The organism is Reyranella sp. (assembly GCF_004297405.1).
Lineage (GTDB): Bacteria > Pseudomonadota > Alphaproteobacteria > Reyranellales > Reyranellaceae > Reyranella.
Genome location: NZ_SCVC01000046.1, coordinates 227365 through 248460, shown reverse-complemented (window position 1 = coordinate 248460; position 21096 = coordinate 227365). Strand labels below are relative to the sequence as shown.

General features: G+C 63.8%; 20 protein-coding genes and 2 pseudogenes. 15 read left to right on the top strand and 7 right to left on the bottom strand.

From position 1 onward, the window contains the following. The first annotated feature begins 375 nt into the window (after positions 1–375). From EPO50_RS29770 to EPO50_RS29760, 3 genes are all read left to right on the top strand, one after another. Entirely contained in the window at positions 376–2283 is a 1908-nt protein-coding gene (locus EPO50_RS29770; RefSeq protein WP_367268080.1) for a ribonucleoside-diphosphate reductase subunit alpha, read from the top strand. 107 nt (positions 2284–2390) lie between these two features. Then, on the top strand, positions 2391–3353 hold the full coding sequence (locus EPO50_RS29765; protein ID WP_296350420.1) for a ribonucleotide-diphosphate reductase subunit beta: 963 nt from the start codon (positions 2391–2393) through the stop codon (positions 3351–3353). A gap of 191 nt (positions 3354–3544) precedes the next feature. Beyond that, entirely contained in the window at positions 3545–3949 is a 405-nt protein-coding gene (locus EPO50_RS29760; RefSeq protein ID WP_296350418.1) for a GFA family protein, read from the top strand. Here EPO50_RS29760 and EPO50_RS29755 read toward each other — a convergent pair. The 7 genes from EPO50_RS29755 to EPO50_RS29725 form a co-directional block, all read right to left on the bottom strand. Beyond that, on the bottom strand, positions 3946–5034 hold the full coding sequence (locus EPO50_RS29755; protein WP_296350417.1) for an ABC transporter ATP-binding protein: 1089 nt from the start codon (positions 5032–5034) through the stop codon (positions 3946–3948). The two genes, EPO50_RS29760 and EPO50_RS29755, sit on opposite strands and share 4 nt — an antisense overlap. Beyond that, positions 5031–6035 carry an ABC transporter ATP-binding protein gene (locus EPO50_RS29750; RefSeq protein WP_296350415.1) on the bottom strand — a complete coding sequence of 335 codons (1005 nt, stop codon included), beginning with the start codon at positions 6033–6035 and terminating at the stop codon, positions 5031–5033. The genes EPO50_RS29755 and EPO50_RS29750 overlap by 4 nt, the downstream gene beginning before the upstream one ends. After that, complete coding sequence (locus EPO50_RS29745) at positions 6035–7606, bottom strand: ABC transporter substrate-binding protein (RefSeq protein ID WP_296350413.1); 1572 nt, start codon at positions 7604–7606, stop codon at positions 6035–6037. The genes EPO50_RS29750 and EPO50_RS29745 overlap by 1 nt, the downstream gene beginning before the upstream one ends. Positions 7607–7638: 32 nt before the next feature. After that, positions 7639–9213 (bottom strand): ABC transporter substrate-binding protein, encoded by a 1575-nt coding sequence (locus EPO50_RS29740; RefSeq protein WP_296350411.1) that lies wholly within the window; start codon positions 9211–9213, stop codon positions 7639–7641. After that, positions 9210–10094: an ABC transporter permease gene (locus EPO50_RS29735; RefSeq protein ID WP_296350409.1), complete on the bottom strand. Its 885-nt coding sequence runs from the start codon at positions 10092–10094 to the stop codon at positions 9210–9212. The genes EPO50_RS29740 and EPO50_RS29735 overlap by 4 nt, the downstream gene beginning before the upstream one ends. Further along, on the bottom strand, positions 10091–11029 hold the full coding sequence (locus EPO50_RS29730; RefSeq protein ID WP_296350407.1) for an ABC transporter permease: 939 nt from the start codon (positions 11027–11029) through the stop codon (positions 10091–10093). Before EPO50_RS29730 ends, EPO50_RS29735 begins: the two co-directional genes overlap by 4 nt. A 146-nt stretch (positions 11030–11175) precedes the next feature. Further along, positions 11176–11910, bottom strand: coding sequence for an SDR family oxidoreductase (locus tag EPO50_RS29725; protein WP_296350405.1), 735 nt, complete (start codon positions 11908–11910; stop codon positions 11176–11178). A gap of 129 nt (positions 11911–12039) precedes the next feature. Here EPO50_RS29725 and ubiE point away from each other — a divergent pair, with 129 nt between their 5' ends. The 12 genes and pseudogenes from ubiE to rho form a co-directional block, all read left to right on the top strand. Next, positions 12040–12726: a bifunctional demethylmenaquinone methyltransferase/2-methoxy-6-polyprenyl-1,4-benzoquinol methylase UbiE gene (ubiE, locus tag EPO50_RS29720; protein ID WP_296350487.1), complete on the top strand. Its 687-nt coding sequence runs from the start codon at positions 12040–12042 to the stop codon at positions 12724–12726. Beyond that, the gene (gene ubiB / locus EPO50_RS29715) at positions 12727–14250 is read left to right on the top strand and encodes a 2-polyprenylphenol 6-hydroxylase (protein ID WP_296350403.1); all 1524 of its coding nucleotides are present in this window, start codon (positions 12727–12729) and stop codon (positions 14248–14250) included. A 33-nt stretch (positions 14251–14283) separates the two neighbouring features. Continuing rightward, complete coding sequence (locus tag EPO50_RS29710) at positions 14284–15024, top strand: sulfite exporter TauE/SafE family protein (protein WP_296350401.1); 741 nt, start codon at positions 14284–14286, stop codon at positions 15022–15024. A 13-nt stretch (positions 15025–15037) separates the two neighbouring features. Continuing rightward, the gene (gene coaBC, locus EPO50_RS29705) at positions 15038–16264 is read left to right on the top strand and encodes a bifunctional phosphopantothenoylcysteine decarboxylase/phosphopantothenate--cysteine ligase CoaBC (protein ID WP_296350399.1); all 1227 of its coding nucleotides are present in this window, start codon (positions 15038–15040) and stop codon (positions 16262–16264) included. 45 nt (positions 16265–16309) lie between these two features. Then, positions 16310–16804 carry a dUTP diphosphatase gene (dut, locus tag EPO50_RS29700; RefSeq protein WP_296350397.1) on the top strand — a complete coding sequence of 165 codons (495 nt, stop codon included), beginning with the start codon at positions 16310–16312 and terminating at the stop codon, positions 16802–16804. Positions 16805–16823: 19 nt separating this feature from the next. Beyond that, a complete protein-coding gene (locus EPO50_RS29695; protein WP_296350395.1) occupies positions 16824–17282 on the top strand; it encodes an Rrf2 family transcriptional regulator in 459 nt (152 codons plus the stop codon). 134 nt (positions 17283–17416) lie between these two features. Next, a complete protein-coding gene (locus EPO50_RS29690) occupies positions 17417–17767 on the top strand; it encodes a carboxymuconolactone decarboxylase family protein (RefSeq protein WP_296350485.1) in 351 nt (116 codons plus the stop codon). Positions 17768–17770: 3 nt separating this feature from the next. Beyond that, positions 17771–18247: a GNAT family N-acetyltransferase gene (locus tag EPO50_RS29685; RefSeq protein ID WP_296350393.1), complete on the top strand. Its 477-nt coding sequence runs from the start codon at positions 17771–17773 to the stop codon at positions 18245–18247. Then, positions 18244–19155 (top strand): NAD(P)-dependent oxidoreductase, encoded by a 912-nt coding sequence (locus tag EPO50_RS29680; RefSeq protein ID WP_296350391.1) that lies wholly within the window; start codon positions 18244–18246, stop codon positions 19153–19155. Before EPO50_RS29685 ends, EPO50_RS29680 begins: the two co-directional genes overlap by 4 nt. Next, on the top strand, positions 19152–19550 hold the full coding sequence (locus EPO50_RS29675; protein WP_296350389.1) for a cupin domain-containing protein: 399 nt from the start codon (positions 19152–19154) through the stop codon (positions 19548–19550). The genes EPO50_RS29680 and EPO50_RS29675 overlap by 4 nt, the downstream gene beginning before the upstream one ends. Positions 19551–19716: 166 nt before the next feature. Beyond that, positions 19717–20166, top strand: a pseudogene (locus EPO50_RS31630) (Rho termination factor N-terminal domain-containing protein); the annotation flags it as partial. Positions 20167–20304: 138 nt separating this feature from the next. Further along, a pseudogene (gene rho, locus EPO50_RS31625) lies at positions 20305–21096 on the top strand (transcription termination factor Rho); the annotation flags it as partial.

Sequence of the window (21096 nt, the reverse complement as noted above, 5' to 3'; positions counted from 1 at the left end):
GGATGTTACGCCGCCCCATGACATTCTGACGACGAACTCTTGGCGAGCCCGAGAATGCCCACCGCATCTCGCGTTTTGCGGGGTGGTCCTCCGAGGGCGAGCCGATTCGCTGCTGTTTCTGTTTCTGGCCCACGGATTCCGCGGGAAAGCGCGTTTTGTTCTCTCTTTTTGCTGCACCTGCGAAGGCGTGGAAACGACTCGGGAAAGAGAATTTCAAACACCCTTTCCTCAAGAAATATCAGGGGCTTAACAAGCCATTCCTGAGATTCACATTCGAGGGAAAAATTTGGAAATGACAGGGCCGGTGGGTGACGTACTATCAATGGATAGTGGGGAGCGGCGAACTCCTCGCAATATCTAGGTGTCTTCCACAGGGTGTTCTTTCCACAGCTGTGGACAAAAAGAAAAAGGGGACCGCAAGTGTTTGATGTTGTTCAAGTTCGAAGCGGTGCGCGGGTTGTTACCGATTCCTCTCGGGATTCCCGCCTGACGGCCTTCGGCAAAGCTACTTTGACCGACCGATATCTTCTGCCTGGCGAAAATTACCAGGAGATGTTTGCACGCGTCGCTTCGGCCTATGCCGACGACGACGCCCATGCACAGCGCCTCTACGACTACATCAGCAATCTGTGGTTCATGCCGGCCACACCCGTTCTCAGCAATGGGGGGACCAAGCGCGGCCTGCCGATCTCCTGCTTCCTGAACGAGGCGAACGACAGCCTCGAGGGGATCGTCGGTCTGTGGAACGAGAACGTCTGGCTGGCAGCACGCGGCGGCGGCATCGGTTCCTACTGGGGCAATCTGCGCTCGATCGGCGAAAAGGTCGGCATGAACGGCAAGACCTCCGGTGTCGTGCCCTTCATCCGGGTGATGGACTCGCTCACGCTGGCCATCAGCCAGGGCTCGCTGCGCCGCGGATCGGCCGCCTGCTACCTGCCGGTGAATCATCCCGAAATCGAGGAGTTCATCGAGATCCGTCGCCCGACCGGCGGCGATCCCAACCGCAAGGCGCTGAACCTGCATCACGGCCTCCTGATCTCCGACGCCTTCATGCGCGCCGTCGAGAACGACGAGGAGTGGGCGCTGGTCAGCCCGAAGGACGGCGCCGTGCAGCGCAAGGTCTCGGCCCGTCACCTGTGGATCCGCATTCTGACGGCGCGCATCGAGACTGGCGAGCCGTACCTGGTCTTCGTCGACCACGTGAACAACGCGCGGCCCGAGCATCACAAGCTGGCAGGGCTCGAGGTCAAAACCTCGAACCTGTGCAGCGAGATCACGCTGCCAACCGGTGTCGATCATCACGGCAAGCAGCGCACCGCCGTGTGCTGCCTCTCCTCGCTCAATCTCGAGACCTATCTCGAGTGGCACGAGCATCCGCACTTCATCGAGGACGTCATGCGCTTCCTCGATAACGTGCTGCAGGGCTTCATCGACACCGCCGGCACCGATTTTGCACGCGCGACCTATGCCGCGATGCGCGAGCGCTCGGTCGGGCTCGGCGTCATGGGCTTCCACTCCTTCCTGCAGGCCAACGGCATTCCGCTCGAATCCGTGATGGCCAAGGTGTGGAACAAGAAGATGTTCAAGCACATCCGCGGCCAGTGCGACGAGGCGTCGAAGACCCTCGCCGGCGAGCGCGGAGCCTGCCCGGACGCGGCCGACTTCGGCGTCTCGGAGCGCTTCTCCAACAAGCTCGCCATCGCGCCGACCGCTTCGATCTCGATCATCTGTGGCGGCGCCTCGCCCGGCATCGAGCCGTCGGCGGCCAACGTCTACAACCACAAGACCCTCTCGGGCTCCTTCGTGGTGCGCAATCCCTACCTCGAGAAGCTGCTCGAGCAGAAGGGCAAGAACGACGAGGATACCTGGACCTCGGTCACCACCAGCCAGGGCTCGGTGCAGCATCTGGACTGCCTCGACGATCACGAGAAGGCGGTGTTCAAGACGGCTTTCGAGATCGATCAGCGCTGGCTGGTCGAACACGCGGCCGACCGCACGCCCTACATCTGCCAGAGCCAGTCGCTGAACCTCTTCCTGCCGGCCGACGTGCACAAGCGCGACCTGCACCAGATCCACATGATGGCCTGGAAGCGCGGCGTGAAGAGCCTCTACTACTGCCGCTCGCTCAGCATCCAGCGTGCCGAAACCGTCGCGGGCGAAGCTCTCGCCGCGCCGCTCGGCGACCATGCTCTTTCAGCCCCCAGAACTGACGTCCCCTCTCCTCTGCCAATCGGAACACCGACGCAGAGCAACGACTACGAAGAGTGCCTTAGCTGTCAGTAAACTTGAGTCGTCCCCTGTAGCGTCTCCGGGCTTGTTCCGGGGTCGCTACAGGGGATTTTTCGTCTCTGCGTTTTCGTCTTCACGCTACGACCAAGCGGGCCCACGCCATGTCACTTCTCGACGCCAAGCCGATCTACAAGCCGTTCCACTATCCCTGGGCCTACGACGCCTGGCTGACGCAGCAGCGCATTCATTGGTTGCCCGAAGAAGTGCCGCTGGCCGATGACGTGAAGGACTGGCGCAACAAGCTCACCGAGAGCGAGCGCCACCTGCTGACGCAGATCTTCCGCTTCTTCACGCAGGCCGACGTCGAAGTGAACAACTGCTACATGCGGCACTATTCGCGGGTCTTCAAACCCACGGAAGTGCAGATGATGCTGGCCGCCTTCTCCGCGATGGAAACCGTGCACGTCGCTGCCTACAGCCACCTGCTCGACACGATCGGCATGCCCGAGACCGAGTACTCCGTCTTCCTCACCGTCAAGGAGATGAAGGACAAGTACGACTATATGCAGGGCTTCAACGTCGACTCGAAGGCCGATATCGCCAAGACGCTGGCGGTGTTCGGCGCCTTCACCGAGGGCCTGCAGCTCTTCGCCAGCTTCGCCATGCTGATGAACTTCCCGCGCTTCAACAAGATGAAGGGTATGGGGCAGATCGTGACATGGTCGGTGCGCGACGAGACGCTGCACTGCAATTCGATTATCAAGCTGTTCCGCACCTTCATCCAGGAGAACCCGGAAGTCTGGACCGAGGAGCTGCAGCGCGAGATCTACGTCGCCTGCTCGACCATCGTCGACCACGAGGACGCCTTCATCGACCTCGCCTTCGAAATGGGCGGGATCGAAGGTATGACCGCCGTCGATGTGAAGCGCTACATCCGCTACATCGCCGATCGCCGCCTGACTCAGCTCAGCCTGCAGCCCATCTACCGCAAGGATGCCAAGAACCCGCTGCCCTGGATGGACCAGATGCTGAACGCCATCGAGCACACCAACTTCTTCGAGAACCGCGCGACGGAGTACTCGAAGGCCTCGACGCGCGGCACCTGGGACGAGGCGTTCAGCTAAGCTTCGCCACCATTCGCTCCTCGCGGCCAAACTTGATCGCGCGGGAGTACGACGGCACCACCAGCCTCAGGCAAAGGGCTGGTAAAGTGTCTGTCTTGTGACGGCCATGCTAGCAACATAGACGGACAAGGGCAGAGGCAACCTCTCCCTTGCGCTGCCATTGATGTGCAGGTGGTGAAGGAGTTTTCGTGATGCTGAAAACCTATCACGGCAGCTGTCATTGTGGCCGCGTTCGTTTCGAGGCGGACATTGACTTCGACAAGGGCACGGGTCGCTGCAACTGCTCGATCTGTTCCAAGAAACGGGCGTGGAACGTGTCGGTCAAGCCTGACGACTTCCGACTGCTGTCCGGTAAGGATGATCTCGCTGACTACCAGTTCGCCACGAAGCAAGGTCATCATCGCTTCTGTCGGAACTGTGGCGTCACCGCCTTCGGGGACGGAGACGTCAAAGAGCTGGGTGGCGCTTTCGTCTCGATCAGTGTCGCCGCCCTCGACGATCTGAGCGCTGAAGAACTCGATCGGCTTCAGATCCGCTACATGGACGGTCGCCACGACAACTGGATGCAGCAGCCAAAATACACGGGCTATCTCTAAACCTTGGTTGCGCGGCCGGCCTTCGCCGCCTCGAAGGCCGCCAGTCGTTCGACGAACTTGCTGTTGGCGATGTCAGCCGTGGCGGCAACCATCGGCTTGGGAATCGTCTCGTAGAAATGGCAGGCGACGCGATGGCCGTCGCCCGCATCCCGCAGCTCGGGTTGCTCCTGTTTGCAGCGCGGTTGTGCGTGCTGGCAGCGGGTGTGGAAGCGACAGCCCGAGGGCGGCGCGAAGGGGCTGGGTACGTCGCCGGCCAACAGGACGCGTTCCTTGCGCACGCTGGGATCGGGACGCGGGATCGCCGACAGCAATGCCTGCGTATAGGGATGCAGGGGCCGGTCGTAGAGATCGCGCTTGGTCGCAATCTCGACCAACTGTCCGAGGTACATCACCGCAACGCGATCACTGATGTGCTTCACCACGGCGAGGTCGTGGGCGATGAAGAGATAGGAGAGGCCAAAGCGCTGCTGCAGGTTCTGCAGCAGATTGACGATCTGCGCCTGGATCGAGACGTCGAGCGCCGAGACGGGTTCGTCGCAGATGATCAGATCGGGATTGACCGCCAGGGCGCGGGCAATGCCGATCCTCTGGCGCTGGCCACCGGAGAATTGATGCGGATAGCGCCGCGCGTGTTCGGGCAGCAGGCCGACCACGTCGAGCAGATCCTTCACGCGCTTCTCGCGCTCGGCCTCCGTGTGAAGGTTGTGCACCGCCATCGGCTCCGCCAGGATCTCGCCCACCGTCATACGTGGGTTCAACGACGCATAGGGGTCTTGGAAGATAATCTGCATGTGACGACGAAGTCGCCGCAGCGATTGCTTGTCGAGGTTGGCGATTTCCTCGCCCTTGAAGCGTACTGAACCGGCGGTCGGGTCCATCAAGCGCAACACAAGGCGGCCGGTCGTCGACTTGCCACAGCCTGATTCACCCACCAGCGCCAAGGTCTCGCCGCGCGCGATCTCGAAGCTCACGCCCTCGACCGCGCGAACCATGCCGATTACCTTGCGGCGGATCAGGCCGCGGGCGACGGGGAAATGTTTCACCAGGCCGTCCACCTGGAGCACGGGTGTTGCTGCGGCGCTCATGCCATGGCCCTCGCACGCTCGCCCATCGCCAGCTCGACCGGCGCCTTCCAGCAGGCGACCTGATGGTCGGTCCCGATGTTGCGCAGCGGCGGTGGCTCGGCATGGCAGCGCGGATCGGCGAAGGGACAGCGCGGCGCGAAGCGGCAGCCTTTGGGTTGGTTGTTGGGGCTGGGCACGGTGCCTTCGATGGTCGAAAGCCGTTCGCGATCGATCTCGATGCGTGGGATCGAGCCCAGCAGGCCGATCGTGTAGGGGTGCTGCGGGTCGGCAAAGAGGGCGGTGACCGGCGCGCTTTCCACGATCTTGCCGGCGTACATCACCAGCACTTCGTCGGCGACCTCGGCGATTACGCCGAGATCGTGAGTGATGATCAGGATCGCCATGCCGAGGCGGCGCTGCAGGTCCTGCAGCAGGTCGAGGATCTGGGCCTGGATGGTGACGTCGAGCGCCGTCGTCGGTTCGTCGGCGATCAGCAAGGCCGGTTCACAGGCCAGCGCCATGGCAATCATCACGCGCTGGCGCATGCCGCCCGACAGTCGGTGCGGATAGTCGTCCACCCGCTCGGCGGCCGAGGGGATGCGCACCAGGTCGAGCATTTCAACGGCACGCGCCTTGGCGGCTGTGGGCGACATCGTCGAATGGGCCAGGATCGCTTCGACGATCTGCTGTCCGATGGTGTGCACCGGATTGAGTGACGTCATCGGCTCCTGGAAGATCATCGACATCTTGCCGCCGCGCAGCTTGCGGCGCTCGTCGGCCGACAGGCCCAGCACGTCGCGGCCTTCGAAGCGGATGGAGTCGGCTTCGACCCGGCCCGGCGGGCTGGCGACCAGACCCATCACGGAGAGCGAAGTCACGCTCTTGCCGCAACCGGATTCGCCGACCAACCCAACGGTCCGGCCGCGCTCGACTGAAAAGTCGATGCCGTCGACCGCGCGAAACAGGCCGCGGTCGGTATGGAAATGTGTCCGGAGACCGCGGACGTCGAGGAGCTTGTCCATCAGAAGGAGTAGTCCAGGCCCTTGTAGAAGGTGTTCTGGTAGAGCATGTGCGGCCGCACACCCTTCAGCTTCTTCGAGCTGGTGGTGTACATCGCGATGTTCATCACCGGCATCCAGAGGTGCTCCTCGGTCACCCGCTGCTGGGCCAGCGCGTAGTATTTGGCGCGGTCGGCATCGGTGATCGAGGCGCGGCCCATCTTCAGATATTCGTCGGTCTTGGGATCGTTCCAGTTCATGCGGTTGGGCGCCGGCATGTTCTTGGAGTCGAAGTAGAAGTTCAGCAGGTCACCGGAGGAGATGTAGGGGAACGTCACCGTCCAAAGATCGAAGTCCTGCTTGGCCATTTCCGCCGGTGCGATGGTCGAGTCGTAGCCGACGATCTTCCAGTCGATGCCGATCCTGCGCATGTAACCCTGGATCGCCTCCGAGACGCGCGGGAAGTAGGAGACCTGTGTGAACAACACCCGTGGCGCCAGCTTGACGCCATCCTTTTCGCGAATGCCGTCGCTGCCGACTTTCCAGCCGGCTTCGTCGAGCAGCTTCTTCGCCCGCTCGACATCCTCCTTGATGATGCCTTTGGTCGACTCGGCGAAGTCGAGCGTCTTGGGATCGATGAAGGTGTAGGCCGGTGTGGCATTGCCCAACATGATCCCCTTGGTGATCTCGGCGCGGTTGATGGCGATGTTCATCGCCTCACGCACGCGCTTGTCCGCCACCATTGGGCGCGTCGTCTTGTAGCCGTAGTACATGAGCTGGAAGTTGGGCGTCGCCTCCTGGACGTTGAGATTGGGCGATGCCTTGACCTGCTGGATGAACTGCAGCGGGATCTGGTGCGTGACATCGAACTGGTTGCCCATCATGGCGGCAACTCGGCTCGAATCCTCGGGCACGATCTTGATCGAAAGCTTCTCGAACTTCACGGGCCCCTTGTTCTGGTACATCGAGGGGCCCCACTTGTAGGCATCGTGGCGCTTCAGCACGATTTCCGTACGCGGTGTCCACGATTCGAAGCACCAGGGGCCGGTGCCGTCGGCGCCCTTGACGCCGTAGTCCTTGCCCAGCGACTCCACGCTCTCCTTGTTGTGGATGGCGGTCGTGAACATGGTGAGCTGCAGCAGCAAGTCGGCGAACGGCTCGCTCAACTCGTATTCGACCGTGTAGGGGTCGGGTGCGCGCAGGTCCTTGATGCTGCCAGCACGCCAGGCGAGTGGCGCCTTGAGCTCGGGGCTGATCAGGCGCTTGAAGGAGTAGATCACGTCCTCGGCGGTGAACTTCTTGCCGCTGCAGAAGGTCACGTCATCGCGCAATTTGAAGGTGTAGAGCTTGCCGTCGGGGCTGACGGTCCAGGACTTGGCGAGATAGGGGATCGGCGTCTTGCCATCCCAGTCCATGGCCACCAGCGTGTCCTGGAACATGTTGACGATGTCGGATGTCGGCGACCAGGTCGTGCGCTGCCCGTCATAATGCGGCGCATCGAGCGATTTCATCATCTTGAGAGTCTGTGCTTCCGCCACCGCGGAGATGCCGACCACGCCAAGCAACGCTGCCACACCTTTGAAGATCGTACGCATCGTCGTTTCCTCGTCTCGTTGGATTTTGTTCTCTAGAACGTCAGGTCGAGCCCTTTGTAGAAAGTGTTCTGGTAGATCATGTGCGGCCGTGCGCCCTTCAGCTTCTTGCTGGTCACCATGTGCATGTTGATGTTCAGCACCGGTATCCAGAGGTGCTCGCGCATCACCTGTTGCTGCACCAGCTCGTAGGCCTTGGCGCGGTCGGCATCGTTGAGGGCGGCACGCCCCAAGCTCAGCAATTTGTCGGTGTCGGCGTTCTTCCAGTTCATCCGGTTGGGAGTCGGGATGTTCCGGGAGTCGAAGTAGATGTTCATCAGGTCGCCGGCCGACAGATAGGGCACGGTGACCGACCAGATCTCGTAGTCCTGCTCGGCCATCTTCGCTGCTGCGATTGTCGAGTCCCAAGGCTGGAGCTGCCATTGCACGCCAATGCGGCGCAGGTAGCCCTGGATTGCTTCGGCGACGCGCGGCGTGTTGCCAGCCTGGGTGTAGTAGACCTTGGGCTGCAACTTGACGCCATCCTTCTCGCGGACGCCGTCGCTGCCGACTTTCCAACCAGCTTCGTCGAGCAGCTTCTTGGCCCGTTCGAGATCCTCCTTCACGATCTCCTTCGTCTTCGGATCGAAATCCTGCGCCTCTTGGTCGACGATCGTGAAGGCGGGGTCGGCGTTGCCCAGCAGCACGCCCTTGGCGATCTCGGCGCGGTTGATCGCGATGCTCATCGCCTCGCGCACTCGACGATCCTCGACCATGGGCCGCGAGACCTTGAAGCCGAAGTAGAGGAGCTGGAAATTGGGCCGGGCATCCTGCACCTGAAGCATCGGCGCCACCTTGGCCTGCGAGATGAACTGCGACGGGAACTGATTGGTGAAGTCGAACTGCCCCGCCATCATGGCGGCGACGCGGCTCGAATCCTCCGGCACGATCTTGATGACCAGCTTCTCGAACTTCACGGGCCCCTTGTTCTTGTACATCGAGGGGCCCCATTTGTAGGCATCGTGGCGCTTCAGCACGATCTGCGTGCGCGGCGTCCACGACTCGAAGCACCAGGGACCGGTGCCGTCGGCGCCCTTGACGCCGTAATCCTTGCCCAGTGCCTCGACGCTCTCCTTGTTGTGAATGACGTTGGTGAACATGGTGAGCTGCAGCAGCAGCTCGGAGAACGGATCTTCGAGTTCGTACTCCACTGTATAGGGATCGGGCGCGCGCAATTCCTTGATGGTTCCGGCGCGCCAGGCGAACGGGCCCTTGATGGCCGGATCCTTCAGCCTCTTGAAGGAATAGACGACATCCTCGGCGGTGAACTTCTTGCCGCTGCAGAAGGTCACGTCATCGCGCAGCTTGAAGGTGTAGAGCTTGCCGTCGGGGCTGACGGTCCAGGACTTGGCGAGATAGGGGATCGGCGTCCTGCCGTCCCAGTCCAGCGCGACCAGCGTATCCTGGAACATGTTGACGATGTCGGAGGTAGGGCCCCAGGTCGTGCGTTGCGCGTCGTAGTGCGGCGCATCGATCGACTTCATCATATTCAGGGTCTGGGCGGTCGCTGGCGACTCGATGGCCCAAGCGGTACTCAACGCGAACGCTGCACTCAGAACGGGTCTGATCATTGTTGCAGCCTCGGATCGAGGACGTCGCGGAATGCGTCGCCCAGAAGATTGGCGGCCAGCACGATGACGAAGATCGCGAAGCTCGGGATCGTCGCGATGTGTGGCGCCATGAAGAGAAAGTCGCGGCCTTGGGCGGCCATCATGCCGAGCTCGGCGGTCGGCGGTTGGGCGCCCATGCCGAGGAAGCCCAGCGCCGAGCCGATCAGGATGATCTGGCCGAAGCGCAAGGTGAGGAAGACGAAGATCGTCGAGATGCAATTGAGCGTCAGGTAACGCCAGATCAGCGTGCGGTCCGAGACGCCGACGGCGCGGCCGGCCTCCATGAATTCCTGGCCCATGACGCCAACGGCCGAGCCGCGCGCCACGCGCGCCACATCGGGTACGGTCGCCACCACCAGCGCGATCACGACGGCGGTGAGGCCGGCGCCGAAGATCGCCGCGACGGCGAGACCGATCAGGATCGCCGGGAAGGCCAGCATGACGTCGACCAGCCGCATGATCCAGCCGTCGGCCCGCGGATAATAGGCGGCGAGAATGCCGAGGACGCCACCCAGGAAGCCGCCGATGATGACGCCGATCAGCCCCAGCATCAGCGTGTTGCGTGTGCCGAAGAGGACGCGGCTCAGGATGTCGCGGCCGGTATTGTCGGTGCCGAACCAGTGCTCGGCACTGGGTGGCTGCATCACTTTGGTGAGGTCGGTGAGATAGGGATCGTAGGGCGCCACGACAGGCGCGAAGACGGCCGCCAGGACGATCAAGGTCAGGGAGAGTCCGGCCACCGCGGCGACCTTGTCGCGCATCAGCCGGCGCAGTACCCCGGACCGGGAGAGCAGGCCGGTCTCTTCGGCGGGCGAGACGGTGTCGAGAGTTTCGGTGCTCATGTCCGCTGCACCCGGGGATCGAGATAAACGTAGAGGATGTCGACCAGCAGGTTGATCGACAGGAAGGCGATCGCGAGGATCATGATCGCGCCCTGTGCCGTCGGGAAATCGCTGGAAACGATGGCGCCGACGGCGAGGCGGCCGACGCCGGGCCACGAGAACATGGTTTCGGTCACCACCGCGCCGCCCAGCAGGAAGGCTGCCTGCAGGCCGATCAGGGTTACCACCGGGATCAGCGCATTGCGCAGCGCATGATGCACGATCACCACGGTCTCACGCAGACCCTTGGCGCGCGCGGTGCGCACGAAGTCGGCGCCCAGCACTTCGAGCACTGCTGTGCGCGTCAGCCGCGCGATCGGCCCGATCAAGACGCTGCCCAAGGTCAGTGCCGGCAGGACGAGGCTCGGCAGGCCGCCGTCCCAGATCGGTCCGGTGCGACCCGTGAAGGGGAACAGGCCCCACTGGAAGCCCATGTACTGGATCAGGATCAGGCCGATGAAGAACACCGGCATGGAAACGCCGGCGACCGAGAAGGCCATGATGAAGCGGTCGACGATCGTGCCGCGGCGCACCGCGGCCAGAGTGCCGAGCGTCAGCCCAATCGGGACGGCGAGCAGCATGCCGCCCAGCATCAGCTCGATGGTCGGGCCGATGGTGAGAGCAAGTTCCTCGCTCACCATCTTGTTTGAGATGATGGAACGGCCGAGATCGCCGCGCAGCACGCGGCCGATATATTCGGCGAATTGAATGGGGATCGGTCGGTCGAGGCCGAGTTCCAGCCGGATGGCGGCGATTGTCTCGGCCTTGGCTTCAGGGCCGGCGATGATCATCGCTGGATCCGCCGGCACCACCTGCAGGAGGCAGAAGCACAGGAAAAGAACCCCGAGCAGTGCGGGGAACGAGACCAGCAGGCGGTGGACGATTTGTCTTCCCATGCGCCGTCCTCGGACCGAACTCAGCCATGGGGGAACGCGCCGGACTTACCGGCGTCGCTCAGACGTTCCTTCCCTGGCCGTCGCGCTTCGGTCAGCCGTGCGCGACATTGTTTGTGAAGGGAGTGTGCATGCGATCTTTCGCGATGTCACGCCCACCCTCCGGCATGCGGAAGAACGTGGCCGGTGATGAAGCCGGCGGCATCGGAGCAGAGAAAGCATACCGTCGCGCCGAGTTCGTCTGATTTGCCAAGGCGTCCGAGCGGAATCTGCGCCGTCATCTTGGCCATGGCGTCGCTGTTGGCGAGCAGGGCCGGCGGAAAATAATCCGGGTTCTCGACATAGTTCGAGCCGACGGCGTTCACTGTGATGCCGTCGCGGCCAAGTTCCTTCGCAAGCGAAGAAACAAGTCCGTTGGCGGCGGCGCGCGCCGAGACATAAGGCGCGTAGTTGGCGATGCCGCGCAGTGGCGCCGCCGATGACACGAAGATGACGCGCCCTGACTTGCGCTTGCGCATCGACGGCACCACGAGCTGTGTCAGTCGAAACGGCGCCACGGCCATGGCCTCGAGCGCCGCGCGATAATCTTCGAGGCGGGCTTCGCCGAGCGGCGCGCGCAACGCCGGATAGGCGTCGTTGTTCACCAGCGCGTCGATATGGCCGTGCCGCTTCAGAGCCAGCTCGACCAGGGTGGCGGGCTCGATTGCCGAGAGGGCATGGGCGCCCGGGAATTCCGCTTCGTATTTGCGCCGGGCGCTCGGCGCTTCGAACGAGGGATCGTGGGCTAGGATGGTCGCTCCCTGGGCCAAGGCCACACGTGTCGTGCCGTGGCCTGCGAATTTCTCGACATTCGTGATCAGGACCACCCGGTCTTTCAGCAGCATGGCTATTCCTCTAGGTTGCGGCCCATGACAGACGCCCCCGATCCTAGCGCAGCCCGCCCCGAGGGACAGGCCCCGGCTGACCGCGCCTCTTTCGGCTTCCGCGATGTTCCGGCCGCCGAAAAGGCGGGCATGGTGGCGCGCGTTTTCGAGAGCGTGGCGCCGCGTTACGACCTGATGAACGACCTGATGTCGGGCGGCGTGCACCGGCTCTGGAAGAACGCCATGGTCGACGTGGTCCATGCGCGTCCGGGTGAAAAGTTCCTGGATGTGGCTGGCGGTACCGGCGACATCGCTTTCCGTATGCTGCGCCGGCAGGGCGACCGCCCCGACGTCACCGTTTGCGACATCAATCCGGCCATGCTCGAGGTCGGACGTGATCGTGCGATCGACCGCGGCCTGCTGAAGGGCCTTACCTGGACAACCGGCGATGCGGAGAAGCTGCCGTTCCCGGATCGCTCCTTCGACGGCTACACGATCGCCTTCGGCCTGCGCAACGTGACCGACATCGACGCGGCGCTGGCCGATGCCTATCGCGTGCTCAAACCGGGCGGTCGCTTCTTCTGTCTGGAATTCAGCAAGGTGACGTCGGCGCCGGTCGGCCGCCTCTACGATGCCTATTCCGAGCGCGCCCTGCCGTTCTTTGGCAAGGTCATCGCCAGGGACGCCGACTCCTACCGCTATCTGCATGAGAGCATCCGCCGCTTTCCGCCACAGCGCGAGCTTGCGGCCCGCATGCGCGCGGTGGGCTTTGCCAATGTCTCCTGGCGCGACATGTCGCTGGGCGTTGTGGCGCTGCATCAGGGTTGGCGCATCTAGATGTTCCGTGCTCTCCGTAACGGCTGGCGCCTGCTGCGCATGGCGCTGCGCTTCGCCCGTCACGATGCGCTCTTTCCGCTGGAAACGCTCGGCATTGCCCCGGCGCTGATCGCCTGGGCGCGGCTCTTCGCGCTGCGGCGTGATTCGCGGCGGCCGGGCGAGCGCCTGGCGGAGGCGCTGCAGGAGATGGGGCCGTCGTTCATCAAGCTCGGTCAGGCGCTGTCGACGCGCGCCGATCTGCTGAGCGAGGGCGTCGCCGCCGATCTCGCGCGATTGCAGGACCATCTTCCGGCTTTCTCCGGTGCCGAGGCTCGTCGCATCATCGAGGCTGAGCTCGGCCAACCCATCGACGCGATCTTCTCGAGCTTCGAGGACGAGCCGGTCGCTGCCGCCTCGATTGCCCAGGTGCATTTTGCCGTCACGACCGATGGCCGCGACGTCGCGGTCAAGGTCCTGCGGCCTGGCATCGAGAAGGCCTTCGAGCGCGACCTCGACCTTTTCTACTGGATGGCGGAGCTGGTCGAGCGCACCCAGCCGCGGTTTCGCCGGCTGAAGCCCGTCGACTCGGTGCGGGCCTTCGCGGACGTGGTGCGGGTCGAGATGGACCTGCGCATGGAAGCGGCGGCGGCGGAAGAACTCGGCGAGAATTTCGCCGACAATCCCGACTACCGCGCCCCAACGATCGATTGGGACCGTACCGCCGAGCGCGTTATGACCCAGGAGCGGGTCGACGGCACGCCCATCGGCGACCGCGACGCCATCATTGCCGCCGGGCACGATCCCGACCTCATCATGAAGAAGTGCGCCGAGGCCTTTTTCTATCAGGTGTTCCGCGACGGCTTCTTCCATGCCGACATGCACGGCGGCAATGCCTTCGTCGATCGTGAGGGCCGTATCGTGCCGGTCGATTTCGGCATCATGGGCCGTGTCGACGAGGACACACGCGGCTATCTCGCCGAATTGCTGGTCGCCTTCCTGCGGCGTGACTATCGCGCCGTCGCCGAGGTCCAGTTCCGCGCAGGCTACGTGCCGCCCGATCAGTCGGTCGAGACTTTTGCCCAGGCCTGCCGTTCGATCGGTGAGCCGATCTTCGGCAAACCCAGCCACGAGATCTCGATCGCCCGCCTGCTGGCCCAGATGTTGCGCGTCACCGAACAGTTCGAGATGAGTGCGCAGCCACAGCTTTTGCTGCTGCAGAAGACGATGCTGATGGCGGAGGGCATGGGCACCAAGCTCAATCCGCACGTCAATATCTGGGAGCTGGCGCGACCGCTGATCGAGGATTGGATGGTCACACACTTCGGCCCGCGCGCCACTGTCGGCCGCGCCGTCGGAGACCTGACGCACGGCCTGCGCCGCCTGCCGCGCCTGATCGACAGCCTGCTTCTCGTGGCCGAACACGAACGTCGCAAAGCCGAGCGCGCCGCCGCTGAGCCGCCGTCGGCCAGCCGCTGGCGTCCGGCTTTCTCGGAAGTCGTCGCCATCCTGGCCTTGATCGCTGCCATCGCGGCCTGGTGGGATTGAGGCTGGGCACGCGCCCGGCAAAGAGCTGACTGAATGTCTCCCATCGATATCATCGTCGGCCTTGCCGTTTTCCTGCTGGCCGGGACAGTCAAGGGGTTGGTCGGGCTGGGGCTGCCGGCGATCTCGATCGCGCTGATGTCGCTCTACCTGCCACTGCCGGAGGCGATTGCGCTGATCTCGCTGCCGACCATCTTCACCAACATCTGGCAGGCTTCGGTCGGCGGAAAGTTCAAGGTGATCGTGCGGCGCCAATGGCCGCTCATCGTGCCGCTCGCGGTGGTCCTCTACCTCACGGTTTGGCTGATCGGGCAGAAGGGCCCCAACTGGGCCTTCCTGGTACTGGGGACTGTGCTCATCGCCTACAGCGCGCTCGGTCTGTTCCGTATCCGGCTTCACATCCATGCCGATCTCGAGAGGCCGTTGGCGCCGGTGATCGGTGTTGTCTCGGGTTTCGTGGCCGGACTGGTCGGCGTGCCCGTCGTGCCGCTGATGCCTTACCTGCAGGGTCTCGATATCAAGCCGTCGGAACTGGTGCAGACCCTGGGCGTGGTCCTCTGCGCGACTTCCTTCGCACTGACTGCGTCGTTGCTGTTCTTCGGCCTGCTCGATGGCCCGCGCGCCCTTGTTTCTGCGGCGGCGGTCGTGCCGGCAGTGGTCGGGATGTGGCTCGGCCAGCAGATCCGCTCCCGTCTGTCGGTCGAGCAGTTCCGCCTGGCTGTCTTTTGGGCGCTCCTGCTGACGGGGCTGTACACTTTCGCGACCCGGCTCTTGTGATAATCTTCCGGCTATGTTGCACGGCAAGCGCATCCTACTAGTCGTCGCGGGAGGCATCGCGGCGTTCAAGTCGTTGGACCTGATCAGGCGGCTGCGTGAGCGCGGCGCGTCGGTGCGTTGCGTCCTGACCGAGGCCGGCGCGAAATTCGTGACGCCTCTCTCGCTGCAGGCCCTCACTGAGGACAAGGTCTATAGCGACATGTTCTCGCTGACCGATGAAAGCGAGATGGGCCATATCCAGCTCTCGCGCGATGCCGATCTGCTGGTCGTCGCGCCGGCGACAGCGAACATCCTGGCGCGCATGGCCGCCGGCATGGCCGACGATCTCGCTGCCACTGTCCTGCTCGCCACCGACAAGCCCGTCCTCGCTGCGCCGGCGATGAATGTGCGCATGTGGACGCATGCCGCCACCGTCGCCAATGTCGAGACGCTGAAGAAGCGCGGCGTCACCTTCGTGGGGCCCAACGATGGCGCCATGGCGTGCAACGAATTCGGGCCGGGTCGCATGTCCGAACCGCTCGAGATCGTGGCGGCGATCGAGGCACTGCTGACGAGTGAAAAGCCGCTTGCCGGCAAGCGCGCGCTCGTGACCTCGGGACCGACGCGCGAGGCACTCGATCCGGTGCGCTACATCTCCAACCATTCCTCGGGCAAGCAGGGCCATGCCATAGCCCAGGCGCTGGCCCAGCTCGGTGCCGACGTGACCCTGGTGAGTGGTCCGGTCGTGGTGCCCGATCCGGTAGGCGTGCGCGTCGTGCGCGTGGACTCGGCCGACCAGATGCTGGCGGCCTGTCTGGGGGCCGGTGCGGTCGACATCGCCGTCTGCGCCGCCGCCGTGGCCGACTGGAAGGCAGCCAAGCCCGCCACTGCGAAGATCAAGAAGAAGGCGGGCGCCCAGCCACCGGCGCTGGAACTCGCACCCAATCCCGATATCCTGGCGACCCTGTCCAAGCCTGGGCCTAAGCGGCCGGCGCTGGTCGTGGGCTTTGCCGCCGAAACCGAAGACGTGGTTGCCAATGCTGTCGAGAAGCGCACGCGCAAGGGCTGCGACTGGATCTTGGCTAACGACGTATCACCGGCCAAAGGCACCTTTGGCGGGGAGCGCAATACGGTGCATCTGATCAGCGCCAAGGGCGTCGAGGATTGGCCGACGCTCGCCAAGGGGGATGTGGCGATCCGGCTGGCTGGACGCATCGCCTTGCATTTCGGGCAACCGCCCAAGGCGCAGGCGGCGGAATGATGCCGCCCATGACGGGACCATGAAGGGGATAGGGGAGAGGAACGCATGAAGGGCGTGGAAAGCATCGAGATCGAGATTGTTCGTCTTGGCCACGCGCGTGACCTGCCGCTTCCCGACTATGCGAGCACCGCCGCTGCCGGCGCCGATCTGCTCGCTGCCATCGACCAGCCGATCGAGCTGGCATCGCTGGAGCGCCGGATTGTGCCGACAGGTATTTCCATCGCTCTGCCGGTAGGCTTTGAGGCCCAGGTCCGGCCGCGCTCCGGTCTGGCCGCCAAGCATGGTGTCACGGTCGCCAACGCCCCCGGCACGATCGACGCGGATTATCGTGGTGAGGTCGGCGTCATCCTGGTCAATCTCGGCAAGGAGCCGTTCAGGATTGAACGCGGCATGCGAATTGCTCAGATGGTCATCGCGCGCCACGCGCGTGCCGCCTGGCGAGAGGTCGCGAGCCTCGACGAGACGGCGCGTGGCGCAGGTGGTTTTGGTTCTACGGGCGTAGGTGCAGGAGTGGCGGCCGGGTCGGCCAAGCGCGCTTGAGAGGGGGACGGGAACGGCAATGCCTCGCCTCAGCAAGAAGACGATGTTCGCGATCGAGGCGGTCCTCGATGTGGCGTTCCATGTCGGCGAGCATCCCGTGCGCAGCGGCGACATCACCGAACGCCAGCGCATTCCCAAGCGCTATCTCGAGCAGGTGCTGCAGCATCTGGTGCGGGCCGGCATCCTGAACGGCAAGAGAGGTCCGCGCGGCGGCTATCGGCTGGGCCGCGACAAGGTCGACATCACGCTCGGCGAGGTGGTGCGCGTGGTGCGCAACCTCGAGGTCGAGACAGAACCCAGTGATCCGGCCATCGGCTCGCCGCTTGCCCATGAGGTCGTCTGGCCGTTGTGGGAGAAGTTGCGCGAGGAGATGATGTCCCAGCTCGACAACATCACCATCGAAGATCTTTGCCAGCGTGCCCGCGCCAAGGGCCTCGACGTTTCGCCAAGCGCGCACGCCGATCACGTTCCGGTCTGATATACAGCCCTCTGGTGTCATCCGGAGGAGCAGACATGGCAAAGGCGACCAAGGCTAAGGCTGGAACCAAGACGAAGAGCAAGGCGACGAAGGCGAAGCCCAACCCGCGCAACAAGAAGCTCTACGACGAGGGCATGAAGGTCCGTAAGGCCGTGCTGGGTGCGGGCTATGTCGACAATTCGATGGCCGGTGCCGACGATTTCATGATGTCGTTCCAGGATGTCACGACAGAGTATTGCTGGGGCTATGTCTGGACGCGTCCGGGCCTGCCGAAGAAGGCACGTTCGATGCTGAATCTCGCGATGCTGGCGGCACTGAACCGCGGACCCGAACTCAAGCTCCACATCAACGGCGCGCTGAACAACGGCCTCACCAAGGACGAGATCAAGGAGATCTTCCTCCAGGTCGCCATCTACTGCGGCATCCCCGCGAGCCTCGACGCCTTCAAGACGGCGCGCGACGTCTTCAAGGAACGCGGCGTCTGAGCGATGACCGTCGTCGTCAGACCGGCTCGGCCGGGCGAGGCGGCGACGCTCACTGCGCTCTGCATCAGATCGAAGGCGCATTGGGCCTACGACGATGCTTTCATGAAGCTGAGTGCGGCGGCCCTTGCTGTCGACGCGGCGGATATCGCTGCTGGCCGTGTGCTGGTCGCGGCCGCCGCTAAAGGTCCAGCACTTGGGATGGCAGCGGTTCTGGGCGACGGCGAGACGGTCGATCTCGACTCGCTGTTCGTCGATCCGCCAGCGATCGGATCGGGCGCTGGCCGTCTGCTGTTTCAGGCCGCTGCCAGCATGGCGCGCGGCCTGGGCGCACGGCGCATGACCATCCTTGCCGATCCCAACGCCGTGTCGTTCTATGAGCGCATGGGCGCGCGCTTCGTGCGAAACGCGCCGTCCGACGCCATTCCCGGCCGGCTGCTGCCGCTCTATGAATACGACCTCATTTCAGGGGTTGAACCATGACGACGCTTGCACCTCCCGCCACCATTGCCTTCATCGGTCTCGGCATGATGGGGCGTCCGATGGCGACGCGTCTCGTCGAGGCAGGGTTCAAGCTGCGCGTGTTCGACGTCTCGCAGAAGGCGGTTTCGGATTTCGTCGGCGCACATCCTTCGGCTCTGGCGACGGCTTCGGCGAAGGCGGCTGCCCAGGGTGCGGCGGCCCTGATCACCATGCTGCCGGATGGCAAGATCGTGCGGCGGGCCGTGCTCGAAGGCCGTGATGCTGCGGTCGAAGGTCTCGAGGCCGGCGCGCTCGTCATGGACATGAGCTCGTCCAATCCTGTCGATACTCAAAAGCTGGCGCGCGATCTCGCCGGCCGCGGTGTCGCGCTGCTCGATGCGCCGGTGTCGGGCGGTGTGAAACGTGCGGTCGATGGTTCGCTCAGCATCATGGTGGGCGGCGCGGCTGCCGATCTCGAACGTGTGCGGCCGGTGTTCGGTGCCATGGGCAAAACCATCACCCTGTGCGGCCCAGCCGGCGCAGGGCATGCGCTGAAGGCGCTGAACAACTATCTGTCGGCGGCGGGGCTGGTCGCCATGTGCGAGGCGCTGGTGGTAGGCGAGGCTTTCGGGCTCGATCCCGGCACGATGGTCGATGTCTTCAATAGCTCGACAGGCAAGAGCAACGCCACCGAAGTGAAGGGTCGTCAGTTCGTGGTGTCACGTACTTTCTCGGCAGGTTTCACGACGGCGCTGATGGCCAAGGACCTGCGCACCGCCGGCGACGTTGCCCAGCACCTCAAGCTCAAGATGCCGAACCTCCAGCAGGCCGTTTCCTACTGGACGGCGGCCGACGGCAAGCTTGGCAAGGGTGCCGACCATACCGAGATCTTCCGCTATGCCGAGATGCTGGCAGAGGAGGAGTCATGAGCCAGGCCTTTACACTCGACGGGACCTACATCCATCTTCGGCCGGACGAGCGAGCATCCGTCGTCGAAGGCGGCGAAGCCTTCTGGGCGACGGTCGATCAGCGCCGCGAACTCCAAAAAGGCCGGCTGATGGGCATTTTCGACCAGTCCGGCGATTGGCCGCATTGGGAACGCCACCCGGCCGGCGAGGAGATCCTGACCCTGCTGTCGGGCGAGATGGAGATGGTGATCGAGACGGCGTCCGGGGAACAGCGGACGGCGCTCATCCCCGGGCAGACCTTCGTCGTGCCACAGGGTGCCTGGCATCGCGGCATCGTGAAAAAGCCCGGCCAGCTCCTGTTCGTGACCCCCGGGGCCGGCACCGAACACCGGCCGGTGGCGACGGCGGGGCTTTGACAGGGCCGGGGTGCGTCCCTATATAAACGTTACCTTTGGGCCCCTGGCACTGCCTCCCCGGCGGTAACTCGACGGGGCCCACCAGTACGACACAGCGCTGTTTTCAAGGTTTGGCCGTCCCGGCCAACGCAAGCGCGTGCGTCATTTCCCACCAGACTGAAGACAAATGAATCTCCAAGACCTCAAGAAGAAGAAGCCTCCCGAACTCCTGGCCTTTGCCGAAGAGCAGGGCGTGGAGGGTGCGGCGATGATGCGCCGCCAGGAGCTGATGTTCGCCATCCTGCAGAAGCTCGCCGCCGCCGATCAGGCGATTTTCGGCGTCGGCACCATCGAGGTGCTGCCCGACGGCTTCGGCTACCTGCGCTCGATGGAAGCCAACTACCTACCCGGCGCCGACGACATCTATGTCAGCCCCACGCAGGTCCGTAAGTTCGGCCTGCGCACCGGCGACACGGTCGAAGGCGAGATCCGCGCGCCCAAGGACGGCGAGCGCTACTTCGCCATGGTGCAGATCAACAAGATCAACTTTGACGATCCGGACGCGCTGCGCCATCGCATCAACTTCGACTCGCTGACGCCGCTCTATCCCGACGAGAAGCTGAAGCTTGAACTCGAAGGCGGTGCTGCCGCCATGGCGCCGGCCGTCGCCGAAGAATCGGTGGGTGGTGCACGCGCCACCTCGTCGGGCCGCGTCGGCGCGCGCCGCACCGGCACGCTGACCAAGAAGGCCGGCACCACGCCGCAACAGCAGCTCGACATCTCGACCCGCGTGATCGACCTGATTGCGCCGATCGGCAAGGGCCAGCGCGCCCTGATCGTGTCGCCGCCGCGTACCGGCAAGACCGTGCTGCTGCAGAATATTGCGCACGCCATCACCGCCAACAACCCGGAGGTCTTCCTCATGGTGCTGCTCGTCGACGAGCGACCCGAGGAAGTGACCGACATGCAGCGTACGGTGAAGGGCGAGGTCGTGAGTTCGACCTTCGACGAACCGGCCAGCCGCCACGTCGCCGTTGCCGAGATGGTGATCGAGAAGGCCAAGCGCCTGGTCGAGCACAAGAAGGACGTGGTGATCCTGCTCGACTCGATCACCCGCCTCGGTCGCGCCTACAACACCGTCGTGCCCAGCTCCGGCAAAGTGCTGACCGGTGGCGTCGATGCCAACGCTCTGCAGCGGCCCAAGCGCTTCTTCGGTGCAGCGCGTAACATCGAGGAAGGTGGCTCGCTCACTATCATCGCCACGGCGCTGATCGATACCGGCAGCCGCATGGACGAGGTGATCTTCGAAGAGTTCAAGGGCACCGGTAACTCCGAAATCATCCTGGACCGCAAGGTTTCCGACAAGCGCACCTTCCCGGCGATCGACATCACCAAGTCGGGCACCCGCAAGGAAGAGCTGCTGGTCGACCGTGCGACGCTCTCGAAGATGTGGGTGCTGCGCCGCATCCTCATGCCGATGGGCGCCGTCGATGCCATCGAGTTCCTGCTCGACAAGCTGCGCACGGCGAAGACCAACCAGGACTTCTTCGGTTCGATGAACCAGTAA